Source organism: Serratia odorifera (assembly GCF_041448735.1).
Taxonomy (GTDB): domain Bacteria; phylum Pseudomonadota; class Gammaproteobacteria; order Enterobacterales; family Enterobacteriaceae; genus Serratia_F; species Serratia_F odorifera.
The window spans coordinates 498,664-513,909 of the sequence record NZ_JBGMUT010000001.1 but is presented as its reverse complement, the minus strand read 5'-3'; the positions used below and the strand labels follow the sequence as shown (position 1 = coordinate 513,909).

Sequence of the window (15,246 nt, the reverse complement as noted above, 5' to 3'; positions counted from 1 at the left end):
AACGCAGGAGAAGCAAGATGGCGAAACTATTGGTGCTTTACTACTCGATGTACGGGCATATTGAAACGCTGGCACAGGCGGTTGCCGAGGGAGCCGGCAAAGTCAGCGGCATTGAGGTTAGCGTGAAACGGGTAGCGGAAACCATGCCGGCCGAGGCCTTTGCCAACGCCGGCGGCAAAACCGATCAGCCGGCGCCGGTTGCCAGCCCGCAAGAGCTGGCAGAGTACGATGCGATCATCATCGGCACGCCAACCCGCTTTGGCAATATGTCCGGCCAGATGCGCACCTTCTTCGATCAGACCGGCGGGCTGTGGGCGTCCGGTGCACTGCACGGCAAAATTGCCAGCGTATTTTCCTCCACCGGCACCGGCGGCGGTCAGGAGCACACCATTTCGTCGACCTGGACCACGCTGGCGCACCACGGCATGATCATCGTACCTATCGGTTACAAAACGCCGGAGCTGTTTGACGTTTCAAAAACCCGTGGCGGCACGCCCTATGGCGCCACCACCATTGCCGGTGCCGATGGCTCGCGCCAGCCCAGCCAAGAAGAACTCAACATCGCGCGCTATCAGGGTGAATACGTCGCCAGTCTGACCGCCAAGCTGAAAAGCTGAACATTCACCGTACTACTCTTCCCTGGGGCCGGACAGCCACCGGCCCGATCTTGTTGCGGCGTCACACCGGCGCTAAAATGCGGCCACCCTGCCATTCATTTGCTGAACGTCACGGTCGAAATTCGTCCTGCTTTTCCGCTCGGCTTCGCGCCCTGCGGCAGGCGTTGTCTATTTTGCGCATTGCAAAGGGAAATAAGTCAGTGTCTAAAGATTTTGATGAACTAATAAGAGACATGGATCTTATTATTGAAAATGTAGACAATTTAAAGGCTATGGCCCCGCGTGCGGATGTGCCGCCGGTCGCCCCCCCTGCGGCCCATCACTATGATTCATTTTGCGAAACCATGGCGTTGAAAATGGTGCTCAAGGTTTTGCTGTCATCGGTGGATAAAATCGTCAAGGTTCAGATCGCCAACAAGGTTGAGCAGGAAATTTGCCAAATAGAACAGCAGGTGGTTAAAGCCGGTGGCGGCCCGGTTTCGGCCGACGACCTGGCGCAAATGACGCACTATGTACGCCATACGGTGAATGCCTTGCTGGAATAAGCGTCAAAAAACGGGCCAATGCTGGCGGGCATGATCAATTTTTACGAAATTTTTATATTGCCCGCTTTATTCTTTACGCATTGTCTGACTAACTGGACGTATTGCCAACGGCGGCTTGGGCGCAAGCATGGTTAAAACAAAACAAATTCTTATCGTTGTCCACCTGTGTAGTTTTTTGGTTGTTCTCTACAGTCTTTCCATGATTCCACCGTTGCTGATGGCACTGCTGTACAAGGAAAAAAGCGTTTTTTCCTTCTTTTACACGCTGGTGATCGTTGGTGCGCTCGGAGGACTGGGCTGGTTCAGTAGCCGGCAGTCCAGGGTACAGCTGCGCACCCAGGACGGTTTTCTAATTATCGTTTTGTTTTGGTTCCTATTTTCTTTAATCAGCGCCATGCCGTTATGGCTGGATGATAGCCTCAATATCAGCCTGGTCGACGCGGTGTTCGAGGGCGTTTCAGGTATCACAACCACTGGCGCATCGGTGTTGAACGACGTTTCCGGCGTGCCTAAATCGGTGCTCTATTACCGTTCCCAGCTTAATTTTATCGGTGGTTTGGGGGTTATCGTACTGGCGGTGGCGGTGCTGCCGCTGCTGGGTATCGGTGGCGCCAAACTGTACCAGTCGGAAATGCCCGGCCCGTTCAAGGAAGAGCGGCTGACGCCGCGCCTGGCCGATACCTCCAAAAACCTGTGGCTGATTTATCTGGCATTGGGCCTGCTATGCACCGTGGCGTTTCGCGTGGCCGGCATGCCGTGGTTTGACGCGCTGTGTCACGGGCTCTCCACCGTTTCGCTCGGCGGTTTTTCGACCCGCAATGAAAGCCTCGGCTATTTCGACAGTTCGGCGGTGGAAATGGTCGGCGGTATTTTTTCCATCCTGGCGGCGGTCAACTTTACGCTGTATTTCGTTGCCGTCGGCAGGCGCAGCTTCAAACCGCTCTATCGCAACCCCGAACTGCGCTTCTTTTTGCTGATCCTGTCGATCGTCGTCGCAATTGTAGTGGTTGAGCTTTACCGTGCTGACATGTACGGCGCGAAAGACGCCTTTGTTCACGGTTTCTTCCTCACCAGTTCAATGATGACCGATAACGGCCTGGCCACCGCCGACTACGCACAGATGCCCTCGCATACCATCATGCTATTGCTGGCAGCCAGCTTCTTTGGCGGCTGCGTCGGCTCAACCTGCGGCGGCATCAAGGCGTTGCGCTTTTTGATCATGTACAAGCAGAGCCGCCACGAAGTCAATCAACTGGTGCACCCGAACGCCATCTTCACCATCAAAGTGGGTAACGCCCCGATCCACGATCGGGTGCTACGCTCGGTGTGGAGCTTCTTTTTCCTGTACGTCTTATTCAGTTGCTTCTTTATTTGGGCGCTGAACCTGATGGGATACGACATCATGACGTCGTTCGCTACCGTCGCCGCCTGCATCAACAACATGGGGTTGGGCTTTGGTGAGACCGCCGCCGGTTTTGGCACCCTGAGCGATTCGGCCAAGTGGCTGATGTGTGCCGCCATGCTGTTTGGCCGTCTGGAAATTTACCCAATCCTGATTTTGTGTTCGCGCGCCTTTTGGCGCTTCTAAACCACTTTCCTGCTACGCTTAATACGTGGCTGCTGACGCCGGTGTCACCGAGAGCACCGGCGTTATCGTGCCGTCTGGCAGCGTGATTTTCATATAGTCAAAAGTTCTAAAGGCATTAGCAATAATAGCCGTTTTAACCAGAAGCCTGAAAAATGGCGCCCTTTTAAGGTATACTGCCTCGCACACTGTTTCGGGCGTTGCTGCGCCCGTTTTTATGGAGTTGTTAAAACGATTAGCCTAACTCCCTAACGGACTAGCTAAAAGGTATTCTATGAGCCAAAACGACACTGAAAACGTGGCACGTCGTAGCCATATCAATCCTCCGGTATTTTATATTTCCGCCATCTTGATTTTTGTCCTGGTGGCGTTTGCGGCCTTTTATCCCGAATTGGCAGATCGCAAATTCAAAGCGTTGCAACAGGGTATTTTCACCAACGCCAGTTGGTTCTATATTTTGGCGGTGGCGCTGATTCTGCTGAGCGTCACCTTTTTAGGTTTGTCACGTTACGGCAATATCAAACTCGGGCCGGATCACGCCCAACCTGACTTCAGCTACGTGTCGTGGTTTGCGATGCTGTTTTCTGCCGGCATGGGCATCGGCCTGATGTTCTTTGGCGTCGCCGAGCCGGTGATGCACTATCTTTCGCCGCCGGTCGGCACGCCGGAAACAGTGGAAGCGGCTAAACAGGCCATGCGCCTGACCTTCTTCCACTGGGGCCTGCATGCCTGGGCGATTTATGCCATCGTGGCACTGATCCTGGCGTTCTTCAGTTACCGTCACGGCCTGCCGCTGACGCTGCGTTCGGCGCTATATCCGATTATCGGCGATCGCATCTATGGGCCGATTGGCCATGCGGTCGACATCTTTGCGGTTATCGGTACCGTGTTTGGCGTCGCGACCTCGCTGGGCTATGGCGTCTTGCAGGTTAATGCCGGGCTGAATCACCTGTTCGGCTTGCCGATAAACGAAACGGTGCAGGTGGTACTGATCGTGGTGATCACCGCGTTGGCCACGCTGTCGGTGGTATCCGGGCTGGACAAAGGCATTCGCATTCTGTCCGAACTGAACCTTGGTCTGGCGGTGCTGCTGCTGGTGATGGTCGGGGTGCTCGGTCCAACGGTGCTGCTGCTGAAATCCTTTGTGGAAAACACCGGCGGTTATCTGTCTGAAATCGTCAGCAAAACCTTCAACCTATACGCCTATGAGCCTAAATCCAGCAACTGGCTGGGGGGCTGGACGCTGCTGTACTGGGGCTGGTGGCTGTCGTGGTCGCCATTCGTCGGCATGTTTATCGCGCGCGTTTCCCGCGGCCGCACCATCCGCGAATTCGTCACCGGCGTGCTGTTTGTTCCTGCCGGCTTCACGCTGCTGTGGATGACCTTCTTCGGTAACAGCGCCATTCATCTGATTATGGATGAAGGCGCTCGCGATCTGGCCAGCACGGTGCAGAACGACGTTTCGCTGGCGCTGTTCAACTTCCTCGAGCACTTCCCGTTCTCCAATATCCTGTCGTTTATCGCCATGGCGATGGTGGTGGTGTTCTTTGTTACCTCTGCCGACTCGGGTGCGATGGTGGTCGATACGCTGGCCTCCGGCGGCAATGACCAAACGCCAATCTGGCAGCGTATCTTCTGGGCCGGGTTGATGGGCGTGGTGGCTATAGCCCTGCTGCTTGCCGGCGGCCTGAGCGCGTTGCAAACCGTGACCATCGCCAGCGCCCTGCCGTTTTCAATCATTCTGCTGGTGTCTATTTACGGTCTGCTGAAGGCGCTGCGAGTCGACGCCTACAAGCGTGACAGTCAGATGATGACCACCATTGCGCCTACCGCCGCCCGCAATCCGATCTCGTGGCAGCGTCGTTTGCGCAATATTGCCTATTTCCCGAAACGCTCTCAGGTGAAACGCTTTGTCAGTGAAGTAGTGCAACCGGCAATGACGTTGGTAGAAGCGGAACTGGCCAAGCAGAGTACCGTTTCCTCGATTGACGACTCGCAAGACGACCGTATCCGTTTTGAAGTGGATCTGGGCGAGGATCTGAACTTTGTCTATGAAGTGCGCCTGCGTGCCTACATTCAACCGGCCTTTGCCCTGGCCGGGTTGAACGATGAACAACGTGACGAGGAGCATAAGTACTACCGCGGCGAAGTTCATCTGAAGGAAGGCGGCCAGGATTACGACGTGATGGGCTGGACACAGGAGCAGATCATTCACGATATCCTCGATCAGTACGAGAAACACCTGCACTTCTTGCATCTGGTGCGCTAACTGTCACAGGGTGACCGAGTGGCCCATTCGATAGGCAACGCCGGATTCCCCTTATTCTCACCGCCCCGTCTGGGGCGGTTTTTGTTTTAGATATTTTATTTATCTATGTATCAACCCTGACACATTCAAGAAACCAGGGCGCTGCATTGTTGTATCCGCATCACTGCGATAAGTTCAAATGACTGTATATACGTACAGTATTTTGCCAACTTATTGAGGATATCACTATGCGCTTGTCCAGAATTATTGCCCTTTCCGCCTTGCTGCTGGCAACCCAGGCCGGTGCCGCCACGCTGGAATCCATCGACAATTGTGCGGTCGGTTGCCCGACCGGCGGCGATTCTAACCTGTCAATTGTTCGCCACGCCTACACGCTGAATAACAACGGCGACACCAAGTTTGCCAATTGGGTTGCCTACCACATCACCAAAGATACGCTGGCCAGTGGCAAATCACGCACCTGGCGCACCGACCCGGCGCTGGATCCGGCACAGACGCTGGCACCTGCCGACTACACTGGCGCCAACGCCGCGCTGCAGGTGGACCGGGGACATCAGGCGCCGCTGGCCTCACTGGCCAACGTGTCGGACTGGGAGTCGCTGAACTATCTGTCCAACATTACGCCGCAAAAATCCGATCTTAACCAGGGCTCCTGGGCCGCGCTGGAAGATCAGGAGCGCAAGTTGATCGCACGCGCCGACATCAGCTCGGTCTATACCGTGACCGGGCCGCTGTACGAACGTGATATGGGAAAACTGCCGGGAACCACCAAGAGCCACACCATCCCCAGCGGCTACTGGAAAGTGATTTTCATCAATAACAGCCCGGAGGTTAATCATTACGCCGCGTTTATCTTCGACCAGAATACGCCGCGCGGCGCTGACTTCTGCCAGTTTCGCGTGACGGTTGACGAGGTTGAAAAACGCAGTGGTCTGATCCTGTGGGCCGGCCTGCCTGATGACGTGCAAGCCACGCTGAAACAAAAACCCGGCGTACTGCCCGAACTGATGGGCTGCCAGCGCTAAGCTCGACATGAGGCCAGCAGGGGCGACAACCGCGCCCCTGCTGATTACTTCAGATAAAACACCTCGCGTAGCGAAGTAGTCACCGGGCTGAAATCGACGTTGCTGGGCATCAGCTCGCTCATATATCGCCACCAGCGCTGACAAATCTCGGTTTGTGCCACTGCATCCCACTGCGCCTGCGATTCTATGTCCACCACGCCAAACAGCAAATGCCGCGTTTCATCGAGAAAAATAGAATAATGGTGCGCGCCATGGGCCTTCAGCACCTGCGCCAACTCCGGCCAGATCGGGTCATGCCGCCGCTGATATTCGGCATGCGCCTCGGGGTTTACCTGCATGACAAAAGCCTTGCGTATCATTGTCCGTTTCCTCCGCACTGATGCCGGGCGAACTGCGGCACCACACTCTGGCCACGCGCCGGCATTATTGCACCTCCAACGCGGCGCTCATTGGCGTAACGCCAAAACGCGCGGCCAGCGCGATAAACTGCTCGGTGGAGATGGTTTGCCGCTTCCCCCCCATCGCAATCACTTTCACCATGATTTCGGCGGACTTCTCGGCAGTGTCGATCAGGCCAAACGCCTCATCCAGCGTCGGCCCGCAGCCGAAAATGCCATGGAACGGCCACAAGACCAGGCTGTGATGGCGCATCTGTTCGGCGGTTTTCACGCCAATGCCGTCGGTGCCCGGCACCATCCATGGCACTATGCCAATACCGTCCGGGAACACCACCAGGCATTCGGTGCTCCCCTCCCATAGCAGGCGGGTAAAGCTGGCGCTTTCCAGTTTTTCGACAAAGCTGAGCGCGATCAGGTTGGTGGCATGACAATGCATAATCACCCGATCCTGACCGTTGCTGAGCTGCATACGCACAATGTGCGACTGAAAGTGCGACGCCAGTTCAGAGGTCGGCAAGCCGCCCTGCGAAAGTCCCCAGTGAATATGATAGGCCGTGCCGTTATGGTTGACCTGCAGCAGCACCAGGCTTTCCTCCGGCGCCAACGGCACGTTGCGGAAGAACTTGCCGGAGCCGGTCACCAGGAACCAGCAGTCGGCCAGTTCAGCCGCCGGTTGGCTGAGCTCTTCACAGCGCGGTTCAGCGACAAAATCGGCACGGTACGGCGCCACATCGTCATCGGTCAGGCGCAGGCTGATATTGCCGCCGTTGCGTTCATCCCAACCTTTTAGCCACATGTCGCCGGTGGCCTTAATCATACCCTGGACGAACCAGGAAGAAAGTATGCGTTGCATTGCGCTAGTCCTTAACGTTGGCTGAGAATCTGTTGTTCATAATCACGCACCGTGTCAAGCCAGCGGGCATCGGCCGGTACATCGTGTCGCTGGCAATAGGTTTCCCACACCGCTTGCCACGGCAGGGATTTTTGCTCTTCCAGCAATGCCAGACGCGCGGTGTAATCCCCCTGCTGTTCCCGTTGGCGCAGCATTTCGGTCGGCTCCAGCAGAGCCCGCAGCAGCGCTTTTTTCATATTGCGGGTGCCAATCACCCAGGCGGCGATACGGTTGATCGAGGCATCAAAGAAATCCAGCCCGATATGCACCCGGTCAGCCAACTGATGACGCACGATCTCACTGGCGATGGCCTGCGTTTCATCATCCAGCAGCACCACATGATCGCTGTCCCAGCGCACCGGGCGGCTGACGTGCAGCAGCAGTCGCGGCACGTACAGCATGGCGCTGGAAATCTTGTCGGAAATCACCTCTGTGGGATGGAAATGCCCCGCATCCAGGCATAGCGCGGTTTGGCGACTGGCGGCATAACCGAGATAGAATTCATTGGAACCGACGGTGTAACTTTCTGCGCCAATGCCAAACAGCTTGCTTTCCACGGCGTCAATGTGGTGCGCCGGATCGAGCTTTTCCGCCAGCACCTCATCCAGGGCGCTGACCAGACGCTGACGCGGGGCCAGACGATCGACCGGCGTGTCTTTCATGCCGTCCGGGACCCAGATATTCATCACCGATGCGCTGCCTAACTGCTGGCCAAAATAGGCGGAAACCCTGCGGCTGGCCTGGCAGTGTTCAATCCAGAAACGGCGAACCTGCGGATCGGCGCTGGACAGCGTAAAGCCGCTGGCGCTCAGCGGATGCGAGAAACAGGACGGATTGAAATCCAGCCCCAGATTGTGCCGTTTGGCCCAGTCAACCCAGTGCGTAAAATGGCGCGGCTCAATTTCATTGCGTGGGACCGGGGTGTCCGACTCCAGATAAATGGCATGCAGATTCAGCCGATTCGGGCCGGGGATCAGCGCCAGCGCCTGCTCCAGATCGGCACGCAGCTCTGCGGCGTTGCGCGCTTTGCCAGGATAATTGCCGGTGGCCTGGATACCGCCGGTTAACAGCCCCTGCGGGTTTTCAAAACCGGCGACGTCATCGCCCTGCCAGCAGTGTATCGATACCGGTAGCCGGTCCAGCGTGTCCAGGGCGGCGTCAACATCCACGCCAATGTCGGCAAAGCGTCGTTTGGCCAGTTCCCAGGCCTGTTCAATCGGGCTCGTCATACGCAAAATTCCTTAGAGGATTGGCTCAGCGACTGAAATTGCGGCCAGTGGGCGGCAAAATCCGGGTTGTCGTGAGGAGTAAAATGTTGCAACGGAAAATTGGCGGCCACCACCTGGCGGAAATGCTCAATATCATCCACGGCCCCCAGTGCCATCAGTTGTGCGCCAACGTTGCCGAGCGTGGAGGCTTCAATCGGACCTGCGCTGACCGCCAAACCGGTGGCATCGGCGCAAAGCTGGTTCAGCAACGCGTTCTGGCTGCCGCCGCCGACGATATGCAGTCGGCTTAACGGTCGCCCATGCAGATCGGCCAACTGTTGCGCCACCTGTCGATAAAGCATCGCCAGGCTGTCGAAAATGCAGCGCACCAGCTGTGCCGGCGTTTCCGGCACCGGCATGCCCCGTTCACGGCAACTGTCCTGAATGGTTTGCCGCATGCTGACCGGGTTGATAAAGCGGGGATCGTTGGGGTTGACCAGCCAACGGCACGCTGGTTGCTGCGCCGCCTGCGCGATAAGCGTCGGCAAATCGTCCAGCGCCAGTTCACGGGTAATACGTTGCAGCAACCACAGCCCCATGATGTTTTTCAGCACCCGGTAGCCGGTCGCGCCGCCTTCATTGGTAATATTCGCCGCCAGCGCCGCGTCATTCACCATCGCCAATGGGCTTTCAATGCCCATCAACGACCAGGTGCCAGAGCTCAAATAAGCGGCATCGGCATCCTGCAACGGGGTGGCCAATACTGCGCTGGCGGTGTCATGGGTGGCGACGGCAATCACCGGCACCTGGCGACCGCTTGGGCTACGCCAGTCACCGACGCGGTTGCCCGGCGGCGTCGGCTTGCCAAACCACTCGACGGGCACCCCGGCCCAGGCCAGCAGCTCGGCGTCCCAGCCGTCACTGGCGATATTCAGCAGTTGCGTGGTGCTGGCATTGGTATATTCCCAATTAAGCTGACCGGTGAGACGATAGTGTAGATAGTCGGGGATCAGCAGCAGGTGCGCGACGCGCTCCACCAGCTCGGGGTGTTGCTGGCTCAGCGCCCGCAACTGGTACAACGTATTGAACGGCAGATACTGTATGCCGGTGCGCCGGTAGATTTCATCAGCGCCGAACTCACGCTGCGCCTGCGCCATCACCCCCTGGGTGCGGGCATCTCGGTACGAAACTGCCTGACCGACGCGTTCGCCGTGCGCATCCAGCAGTACGAAATCAACGCCCCAGGTGTCAACGCCAATACCGTCAAGCCGGATATTCTCCCCATCCAGATCGCACAGCGCCTGGCAAATATGCTGCTCCAGAGCCTCCAGATCCCAACACTGCTGACCGTTACGCTGTTGCAGGCCATTGCTGAAACGGCTGACCTCCCGCAGCGTCAGACGCTGCGATGCCGAATGATAGCTTGCCAGCATGACTCGCCCGCTGGAGGCGCCAAGATCGATGGCGGCAATATGATGAGTGGTCATAACACAAGCCCGTCGTTACAAGATGCAGGCAGTGTAGAAAGTTGGCGCTGCGGCAGCCTTCTCATCACTGCCAGCGCGTGCTGTTGACTGGCAAAATGCCAAAGATGAATGTGAAACGGATCACGCTTTACTGGATGGGTTAACGCGCAGGGCAATAACGCTCCCTGAGGGCGGCAGGGAGCGGCGTAAGGGGGACGGTCAGCGGCCGGCGGTCAATGACCAATCGACGAGCCGCCCTTGGTCCATCGTCACCGCGCGGTCGCACATATGGTCGATAACGTCGGCATCGTGGCTGACCAGAACCAGCGTCAGATCGCCAGCGCGCTTGAGGTCGTTCAACAGATTGAGAATTTCCGCCTGTACCGACATGTCCAGCGCCGACGTCGGTTCATCCAGCAACAGCAGCCTCGGTTTGAGCAACAGCGCGCGAACGATCGCCACGCGCTGGCGCTGGCCGCCGGAAAGCTGGTGCGGGTAGCGCGACAGCAGGCGGGGATCCAGCCCCACCTGGCGAAAACCGTCGGCAACTTTCTGTTCGATGCCCCTCTCCCCCAGCAGTTGCAGCGGCTCCGCCAGCGTACGCAGCAAACGGTGTTTAGGGTGCAGCGAAGCGTAGGGATCTTGAAACACCATCTGCACTTCGCGACGCAGGTTGCCGGTAAAGGCCTGTCCCGGCTCGATGCGTCGCCCAAACAGGCTGAACTCCCCCTGCCATTGGCCGTTCAAGCCGGCCAATACCCAGAGCAGCGATGACTTGCCGCAGCCGGACGGACCGACCAGACCGAAACATTCACCCGCGTCGATGCGCAGGTCGACGTCGTGTACTACGGTGCGCAGTTCATAGCCCTGACGATGGCTGACGCTCAGGCCATTCAATGCAATCAGGCTCATTTCAGCGCCTCCAGCAGACGTCGATCCAACACCGGCAAGGGTCGCCCACGCGTCGCCTTGCTCGGGCGGCACGACCACAGCGTTTGGGTATAAGGATGGCTGGCATGCGCCAACTGGTCGGCCGGCAGCCGATCGACTATCCGCCCCTGATACATCACCAGCACCCGTTCACAGTAGTGTGCCACCTGCTGCAGGTCATGGCTGATCAGAATCAGTCCCATATTGCGCTGTTCCACCAGACGTTCAATCAGTTGCAATACCTGGCCGCGCATCTGGTGATCGAGTGCCGAGGTCGGCTCGTCGGCGATCAACAGCCGTGGGTCGTTAATCAGCGCGATAGCCAGCATCACCCGCTGCCCCATGCCGCCGGAAAGCTGATGCGGATAACGTTGGCTGAGCGTCTTCACCGCCGGCAAGCCGACCGCCGCCAGCATCTCCAACACTTTCTCGCGTCGTTCGGCGCGTCGCAGTGAGCTATGCAGCAGCAGTGGTTCTTCCACCTGACGGCCGATCGGCTGAGTCGGATTCAGCGCATGCTTGGGATCCTGCAATACCATCGCCATCTTGCTACCGCGCAGCCGGCTCCATTGCCGCTCGCTGATACGCGTCAGATCGTCATCGTCCAGAGACAGGTGCTGCGCCCGCAGCTGCAATGACGACGGCAACAACCCCATCAAGGCACGGGCGGTCAGCGATTTGCCCGAACCGGATTCGCCCACCAGCGCCAACCGTTCCTGGCCGACGCGAAAAGAGATATCGTGAACCAGTTCCAGCGGCTGCGCTCGCAGACCGATCGACAAACGGTCTACGGTCAATAAGCTATTTGTGTCCATTTCGAGGATCCATTTTATCGCGCAGGCCATCGCCCAGCAGATTAAACGCCAGGCTGGCAAACAGGATCGCCCCGCCCGGCGCGGCGGCCACCCACCATTGATCGAAAATGACTTTGCTCCCTTCGGCGACCATCGATCCCCACTCGGCGGTTGGCGGCGCGACGCCCATACCCAGGAACCCCAGGCCGGCGGCGGAAAGGATAATGCCGCCCAGACTCAACGCGGCGCGCACCACCGCGCTCGGCAGGCATAGCGGTAAAATATGGCCGACCATCAGCCGCAACCCGCCAATGCCCTGCATGCGCGCCGCCGCCAGATAATCGCTACGGCGCAACGCCAGCGTTTCCGCCCGCGCCTGCCGTGCGAACGGCGGCCAACTGGTCAATGCCAGCGCCAGCGCGCCGTTCATCAGCCCCGGTCCGAGCATGGCGACCAATGCCAGCGCAATCACCAGACTCGGCAACGACAGGAACACATCGGTGATGCGCATCAGAATGCGCTCCGCCCACCCGCCGAGATAACCGGCGCAGATCCCCACCAGCAGGCCGAGCGGAATGGTCAACAACAGGATCAGCGACACCAGCAGCAGGGTCGGGCGGGCGCCGTAAATGACCCGCGACAGCAAATCGCGGCCAAAGCCGTCGGTCCCTAGCCAGTGTTGCGACGACGGTGGCAACAGACGCAGTTCCATGTGCTGAATATTGGGATCGAACGGCGCCAGCCAGGGAGCGAACAGCGCCGCCAGGATCGGTACCGCCACCAACAGCGCGCCAACCGTCAGGGTCGTCAGGCTACGGCGTGACACAGCGCCCTCCAGCGCCGCGCCGGGCGATACAGGATCGGAAAATGAGTGGCTCATCGGGTTCGTGGGTCCACAAGGTAGGTTAAGGCATCCGCCAACGCGTTCAGCAGCACAAAACAGCTGCCGATCAATAGCGTGGCGCCGAGGATCGCCGGCGTATCGGCGGCAAACAGCGCATTGGTCAGGTAACGCCCGACGCCCGGCCAGGCGAAGACCGTTTCCGTCAGTACCGCCCCCTCCAGCAGACTGGCATAAGACAGCGAAAGTACGGCGATCAGGCTGCCCAAGACGTTGGGGAAGACATGGCGCAGCAGAATGCGCCAGCGTCCCGCCCCCTTCGAGCGCGCCAGCGTCACGTACTCCTTATTACACTCTTCCAGCATTGCGGCGCGCAACAGACGGGTAATGCCTGCCATAGACAGCAGCGCCAGCGCCACAACCGGCAGCCACAGATGGCCGAGCGCGTTATAGAACATCTGCCGATCGCCGGACAGCCAGCTGTCAATCAGAATAAACCCGCTGTACGGCTCCATGGTGTACAGATAGATGTCGTCAAGACGGCCCGGCCCGGCCGACCAGTGCAGTGTGGCATAGAACAGCAGCAGGCCGAGTAGACTAAGCCAGAAAATCGGCACCGAATAGCCGAGCAGCGAGACCAGTCGGGCGGCATTGTCCAACCAGCTACCCGGTTTGTATACCGCCAGCAGCGCCAAACAGATCCCCCCGAGCGCACCGAGAATAATCGCACAGGTCGCCAGCTCCACCGTGGCCGGGAAAGTGCGCAACAAATCGCTCAATACCGGCTGCGCGGTGATGCGCGAAATACCCATGTCGCCGTGCGCCAGGTGCAGTAGATAACGCCAGAACTGCACCGGCAGCGGCTGATCCAGCCCCAGATCGTGACGAACCTGGGCATAGGTTGCCTCGCTGGCGTGATCGCCGGCAATTTGCAAGGTGGGGTCGATCGGCGCCAGGTGGGAAAGCATAAACGTGAACAGCAGCAGGCCAAGCAGCGTCAACGCCAGCGACAGCGCCCCGCCCAGCAACCGCCCGCCCCAACGTCGGCCGTGCCGGGCAAGCCCGGCAGGAGTTTGACTGTCGATCATTACTTGGTGACCTGGCTGTAAAACACCATGTCGGGATTGATGCCCTGCACATAGCCTTTCAGATTATCGCGCACTGCAATCAGGCTGCGCGCCTGCAGGCCAATGACAAACGGCGAACTTTGCTGTACCTGTCGTTGCAGTTGCTGATAATCCGCTACCCGTTTGGCGGTATCGTTTTCTGCCGTTGCGGCCAGGGTCAGCGCATTCAACGCCGGGATGTGCCAGTTGGCGCGCCAGGCCAGAGTTTTACTGCCGTCTTGCGGATTATAGGCGAAGGCGGCGGCGTTGGTGTTCGGGTCAAAATAGTCTGGCCCCCACGAGGTCAGCGTGGCGTCATAGTTAAGCGACTTTACCTTGGTCGATACTTGCGAACTGATGCCGGGCACCAGTTCCACCTTCACCCCACCCTGGGCAAAGCTGGCCTGCAAGGCCTGCGCAATATCGAGGTACGGTGGCTGGTTGTTAACGTCCAGTTTGAAACTGACGTTGTTCAGCCCGGCCTTGGCCAAAATCTGTTTGGCGCGCTGCGGATCAAAGCGGTAGGGACGCTGTTGCAAAGCGCCAAGATACCCGTCCGGCAAGAACGCCTGATGATTCTGGAACTGGCCTTTCAGCAGATCGTCGGCAATGCCCTGATAGTCAAACAGCCAACGCGCCGCCTCCCAGAATGCCGGATTCCCCAGCGCCGGCGAAGCCTTGGCGTTGAATTGCAGGAAATACAGCGACGCATAGGGGATCGCCAACGGTTTCACGCCCGGCTTGTCTTTCAGCGCCGCCATTTGGTCGGCACCCAGGTTACGGGCGATATCGGCGTCACCCTGTTCGATCAGCAAGCGACGTGCGGCAGCATCCGGGACGTTCTTGATCAGCACCGTTTTCAGTTTGGGGGCGCCTTCTGGCGAGCCCGGATTGGCTTCCAGCACCACCACTTCATGCGGCACGTAGGTGCGCAACTGGTATGGACCGCTGCCCGCAGAGTGGCTGCTCAGCCACTGGTTACCCAGATCGTTGCCTTGCTGATGCGCCTGTACCTGTCTGGCGTCGACGATCGACGATACCGGCGCCGACAACAGGCTGAGCACGAAGGCCGGGCTGACCTCGGCACGCCAACTGATTTTTACCGTCCGCTCATCCACCTTGCTCAGGAATTGATCAACATTTTGCCCATTCCAGCCCAGTTGGGTCAGGATAAACGACGGTTCCAGGTTCAACTTGACCACCCGCGACAGCGAGAAAATCACGTCTTCTGGCCGTAGCGGATTACCGCTGGAAAATTTGGCCTCGGGCCGCAGGGTAAAGGTCAGGCTGCGGTTATCGCTGCCCGCCTGCCACTTTTCCGCCAGAGTCGGTTTGAGATCGACAGGATTGCGCGGGTCGGACTGCAACAACCGCTGATACAGGCTGTTTAATGCCTGTACGGTGGTCAGTTCAAATCCCTGCGCCGGATCAAAACTGATCGCATCGTCGATCGATTGGGCAATCACCAGCGTATTAGCCGGGGTTGCCGCCTGTAAATTGAAACTGCCTGCCATAGCCAAAAACATCAGAGTGGGCGCGAACGCTTTCATCAAAAACTCTCCAAGCGGAT

Annotated in this window: 14 protein-coding genes; 5 read left to right on the top strand and 9 right to left on the bottom strand. The window is 58.3% G+C overall.

The annotated features are described in order from the left end of the window. Positions 1–17 precede the first annotated feature (17 nt). The 5 genes from wrbA to ACCC84_RS02305 all read left to right on the top strand — a co-directional run bounded on the left by wrbA (position 18) and on the right by ACCC84_RS02305 (position 6,041). Positions 18–617 carry an NAD(P)H:quinone oxidoreductase gene (gene wrbA, locus ACCC84_RS02325; protein ID WP_004964519.1) on the top strand — a complete coding sequence of 200 codons (600 nt, stop codon included), beginning with the start codon at positions 18–20 and terminating at the stop codon, positions 615–617. Between the two features lie 233 nt (positions 618–850). Beyond that, positions 851–1,162, top strand: a complete 312-nt coding sequence (locus ACCC84_RS02320) for a hypothetical protein (protein ID WP_004964522.1) — start codon at positions 851–853, stop codon at positions 1,160–1,162. Between the two features lie 127 nt (positions 1,163–1,289). Then, the gene (locus ACCC84_RS02315) at positions 1,290–2,750 is read left to right on the top strand and encodes a TrkH family potassium uptake protein (protein WP_004964524.1); all 1,461 of its coding nucleotides are present in this window, start codon (positions 1,290–1,292) and stop codon (positions 2,748–2,750) included. A gap of 271 nt (positions 2,751–3,021) precedes the next feature. Further along, complete coding sequence (locus ACCC84_RS02310; protein WP_004964527.1) at positions 3,022–5,016, top strand: BCCT family transporter; 1,995 nt, start codon at positions 3,022–3,024, stop codon at positions 5,014–5,016. 227 nt (positions 5,017–5,243) lie between these two features. After that, the gene (locus ACCC84_RS02305; RefSeq protein ID WP_004964530.1) at positions 5,244–6,041 is read left to right on the top strand and encodes a DNA/RNA non-specific endonuclease; all 798 of its coding nucleotides are present in this window, start codon (positions 5,244–5,246) and stop codon (positions 6,039–6,041) included. A 44-nt stretch (positions 6,042–6,085) separates the two neighbouring features. On the opposite strand, the gene rhaM is transcribed toward ACCC84_RS02305, so the two are convergent. The 9 genes from rhaM to ACCC84_RS02260 form a co-directional block, all read right to left on the bottom strand. Further along, positions 6,086–6,400, bottom strand: a complete 315-nt coding sequence (gene rhaM, locus ACCC84_RS02300; protein WP_004964532.1) for an L-rhamnose mutarotase — start codon at positions 6,398–6,400, stop codon at positions 6,086–6,088. Between the two features lie 64 nt (positions 6,401–6,464). Then, positions 6,465–7,292: a rhamnulose-1-phosphate aldolase gene (gene rhaD / locus ACCC84_RS02295; RefSeq protein ID WP_004964536.1), complete on the bottom strand. Its 828-nt coding sequence runs from the start codon at positions 7,290–7,292 to the stop codon at positions 6,465–6,467. Positions 7,293–7,303: 11 nt separating this feature from the next. Then, complete coding sequence (locus ACCC84_RS02290) at positions 7,304–8,560, bottom strand: L-rhamnose isomerase (RefSeq protein ID WP_004964539.1); 1,257 nt, start codon at positions 8,558–8,560, stop codon at positions 7,304–7,306. After that, positions 8,557–10,026, bottom strand: a complete 1,470-nt coding sequence (rhaB, locus tag ACCC84_RS02285; RefSeq protein WP_004964542.1) for a rhamnulokinase — start codon at positions 10,024–10,026, stop codon at positions 8,557–8,559. The genes ACCC84_RS02290 and rhaB overlap by 4 nt, the downstream gene beginning before the upstream one ends. A 198-nt stretch (positions 10,027–10,224) precedes the next feature. Beyond that, positions 10,225–10,917: an ABC transporter ATP-binding protein gene (locus ACCC84_RS02280; protein WP_004964544.1), complete on the bottom strand. Its 693-nt coding sequence runs from the start codon at positions 10,915–10,917 to the stop codon at positions 10,225–10,227. Next, positions 10,914–11,750 carry an ABC transporter ATP-binding protein gene (locus ACCC84_RS02275; RefSeq protein WP_371901503.1) on the bottom strand — a complete coding sequence of 279 codons (837 nt, stop codon included), beginning with the start codon at positions 11,748–11,750 and terminating at the stop codon, positions 10,914–10,916. The genes ACCC84_RS02280 and ACCC84_RS02275 overlap by 4 nt, the downstream gene beginning before the upstream one ends. Continuing rightward, positions 11,737–12,609, bottom strand: coding sequence for an ABC transporter permease (locus tag ACCC84_RS02270; RefSeq protein WP_198772719.1), 873 nt, complete (start codon positions 12,607–12,609; stop codon positions 11,737–11,739). The genes ACCC84_RS02275 and ACCC84_RS02270 overlap by 14 nt, the downstream gene beginning before the upstream one ends. Next, positions 12,606–13,658 (bottom strand): ABC transporter permease, encoded by a 1,053-nt coding sequence (locus ACCC84_RS02265; RefSeq protein WP_004964553.1) that lies wholly within the window; start codon positions 13,656–13,658, stop codon positions 12,606–12,608. The genes ACCC84_RS02270 and ACCC84_RS02265 overlap by 4 nt, the downstream gene beginning before the upstream one ends. Beyond that, positions 13,658–15,226 (bottom strand): ABC transporter substrate-binding protein, encoded by a 1,569-nt coding sequence (locus tag ACCC84_RS02260; RefSeq protein WP_004964557.1) that lies wholly within the window; start codon positions 15,224–15,226, stop codon positions 13,658–13,660. Before ACCC84_RS02260 ends, ACCC84_RS02265 begins: the two co-directional genes overlap by 1 nt. Positions 15,227–15,246 lie beyond the last annotated feature (20 nt).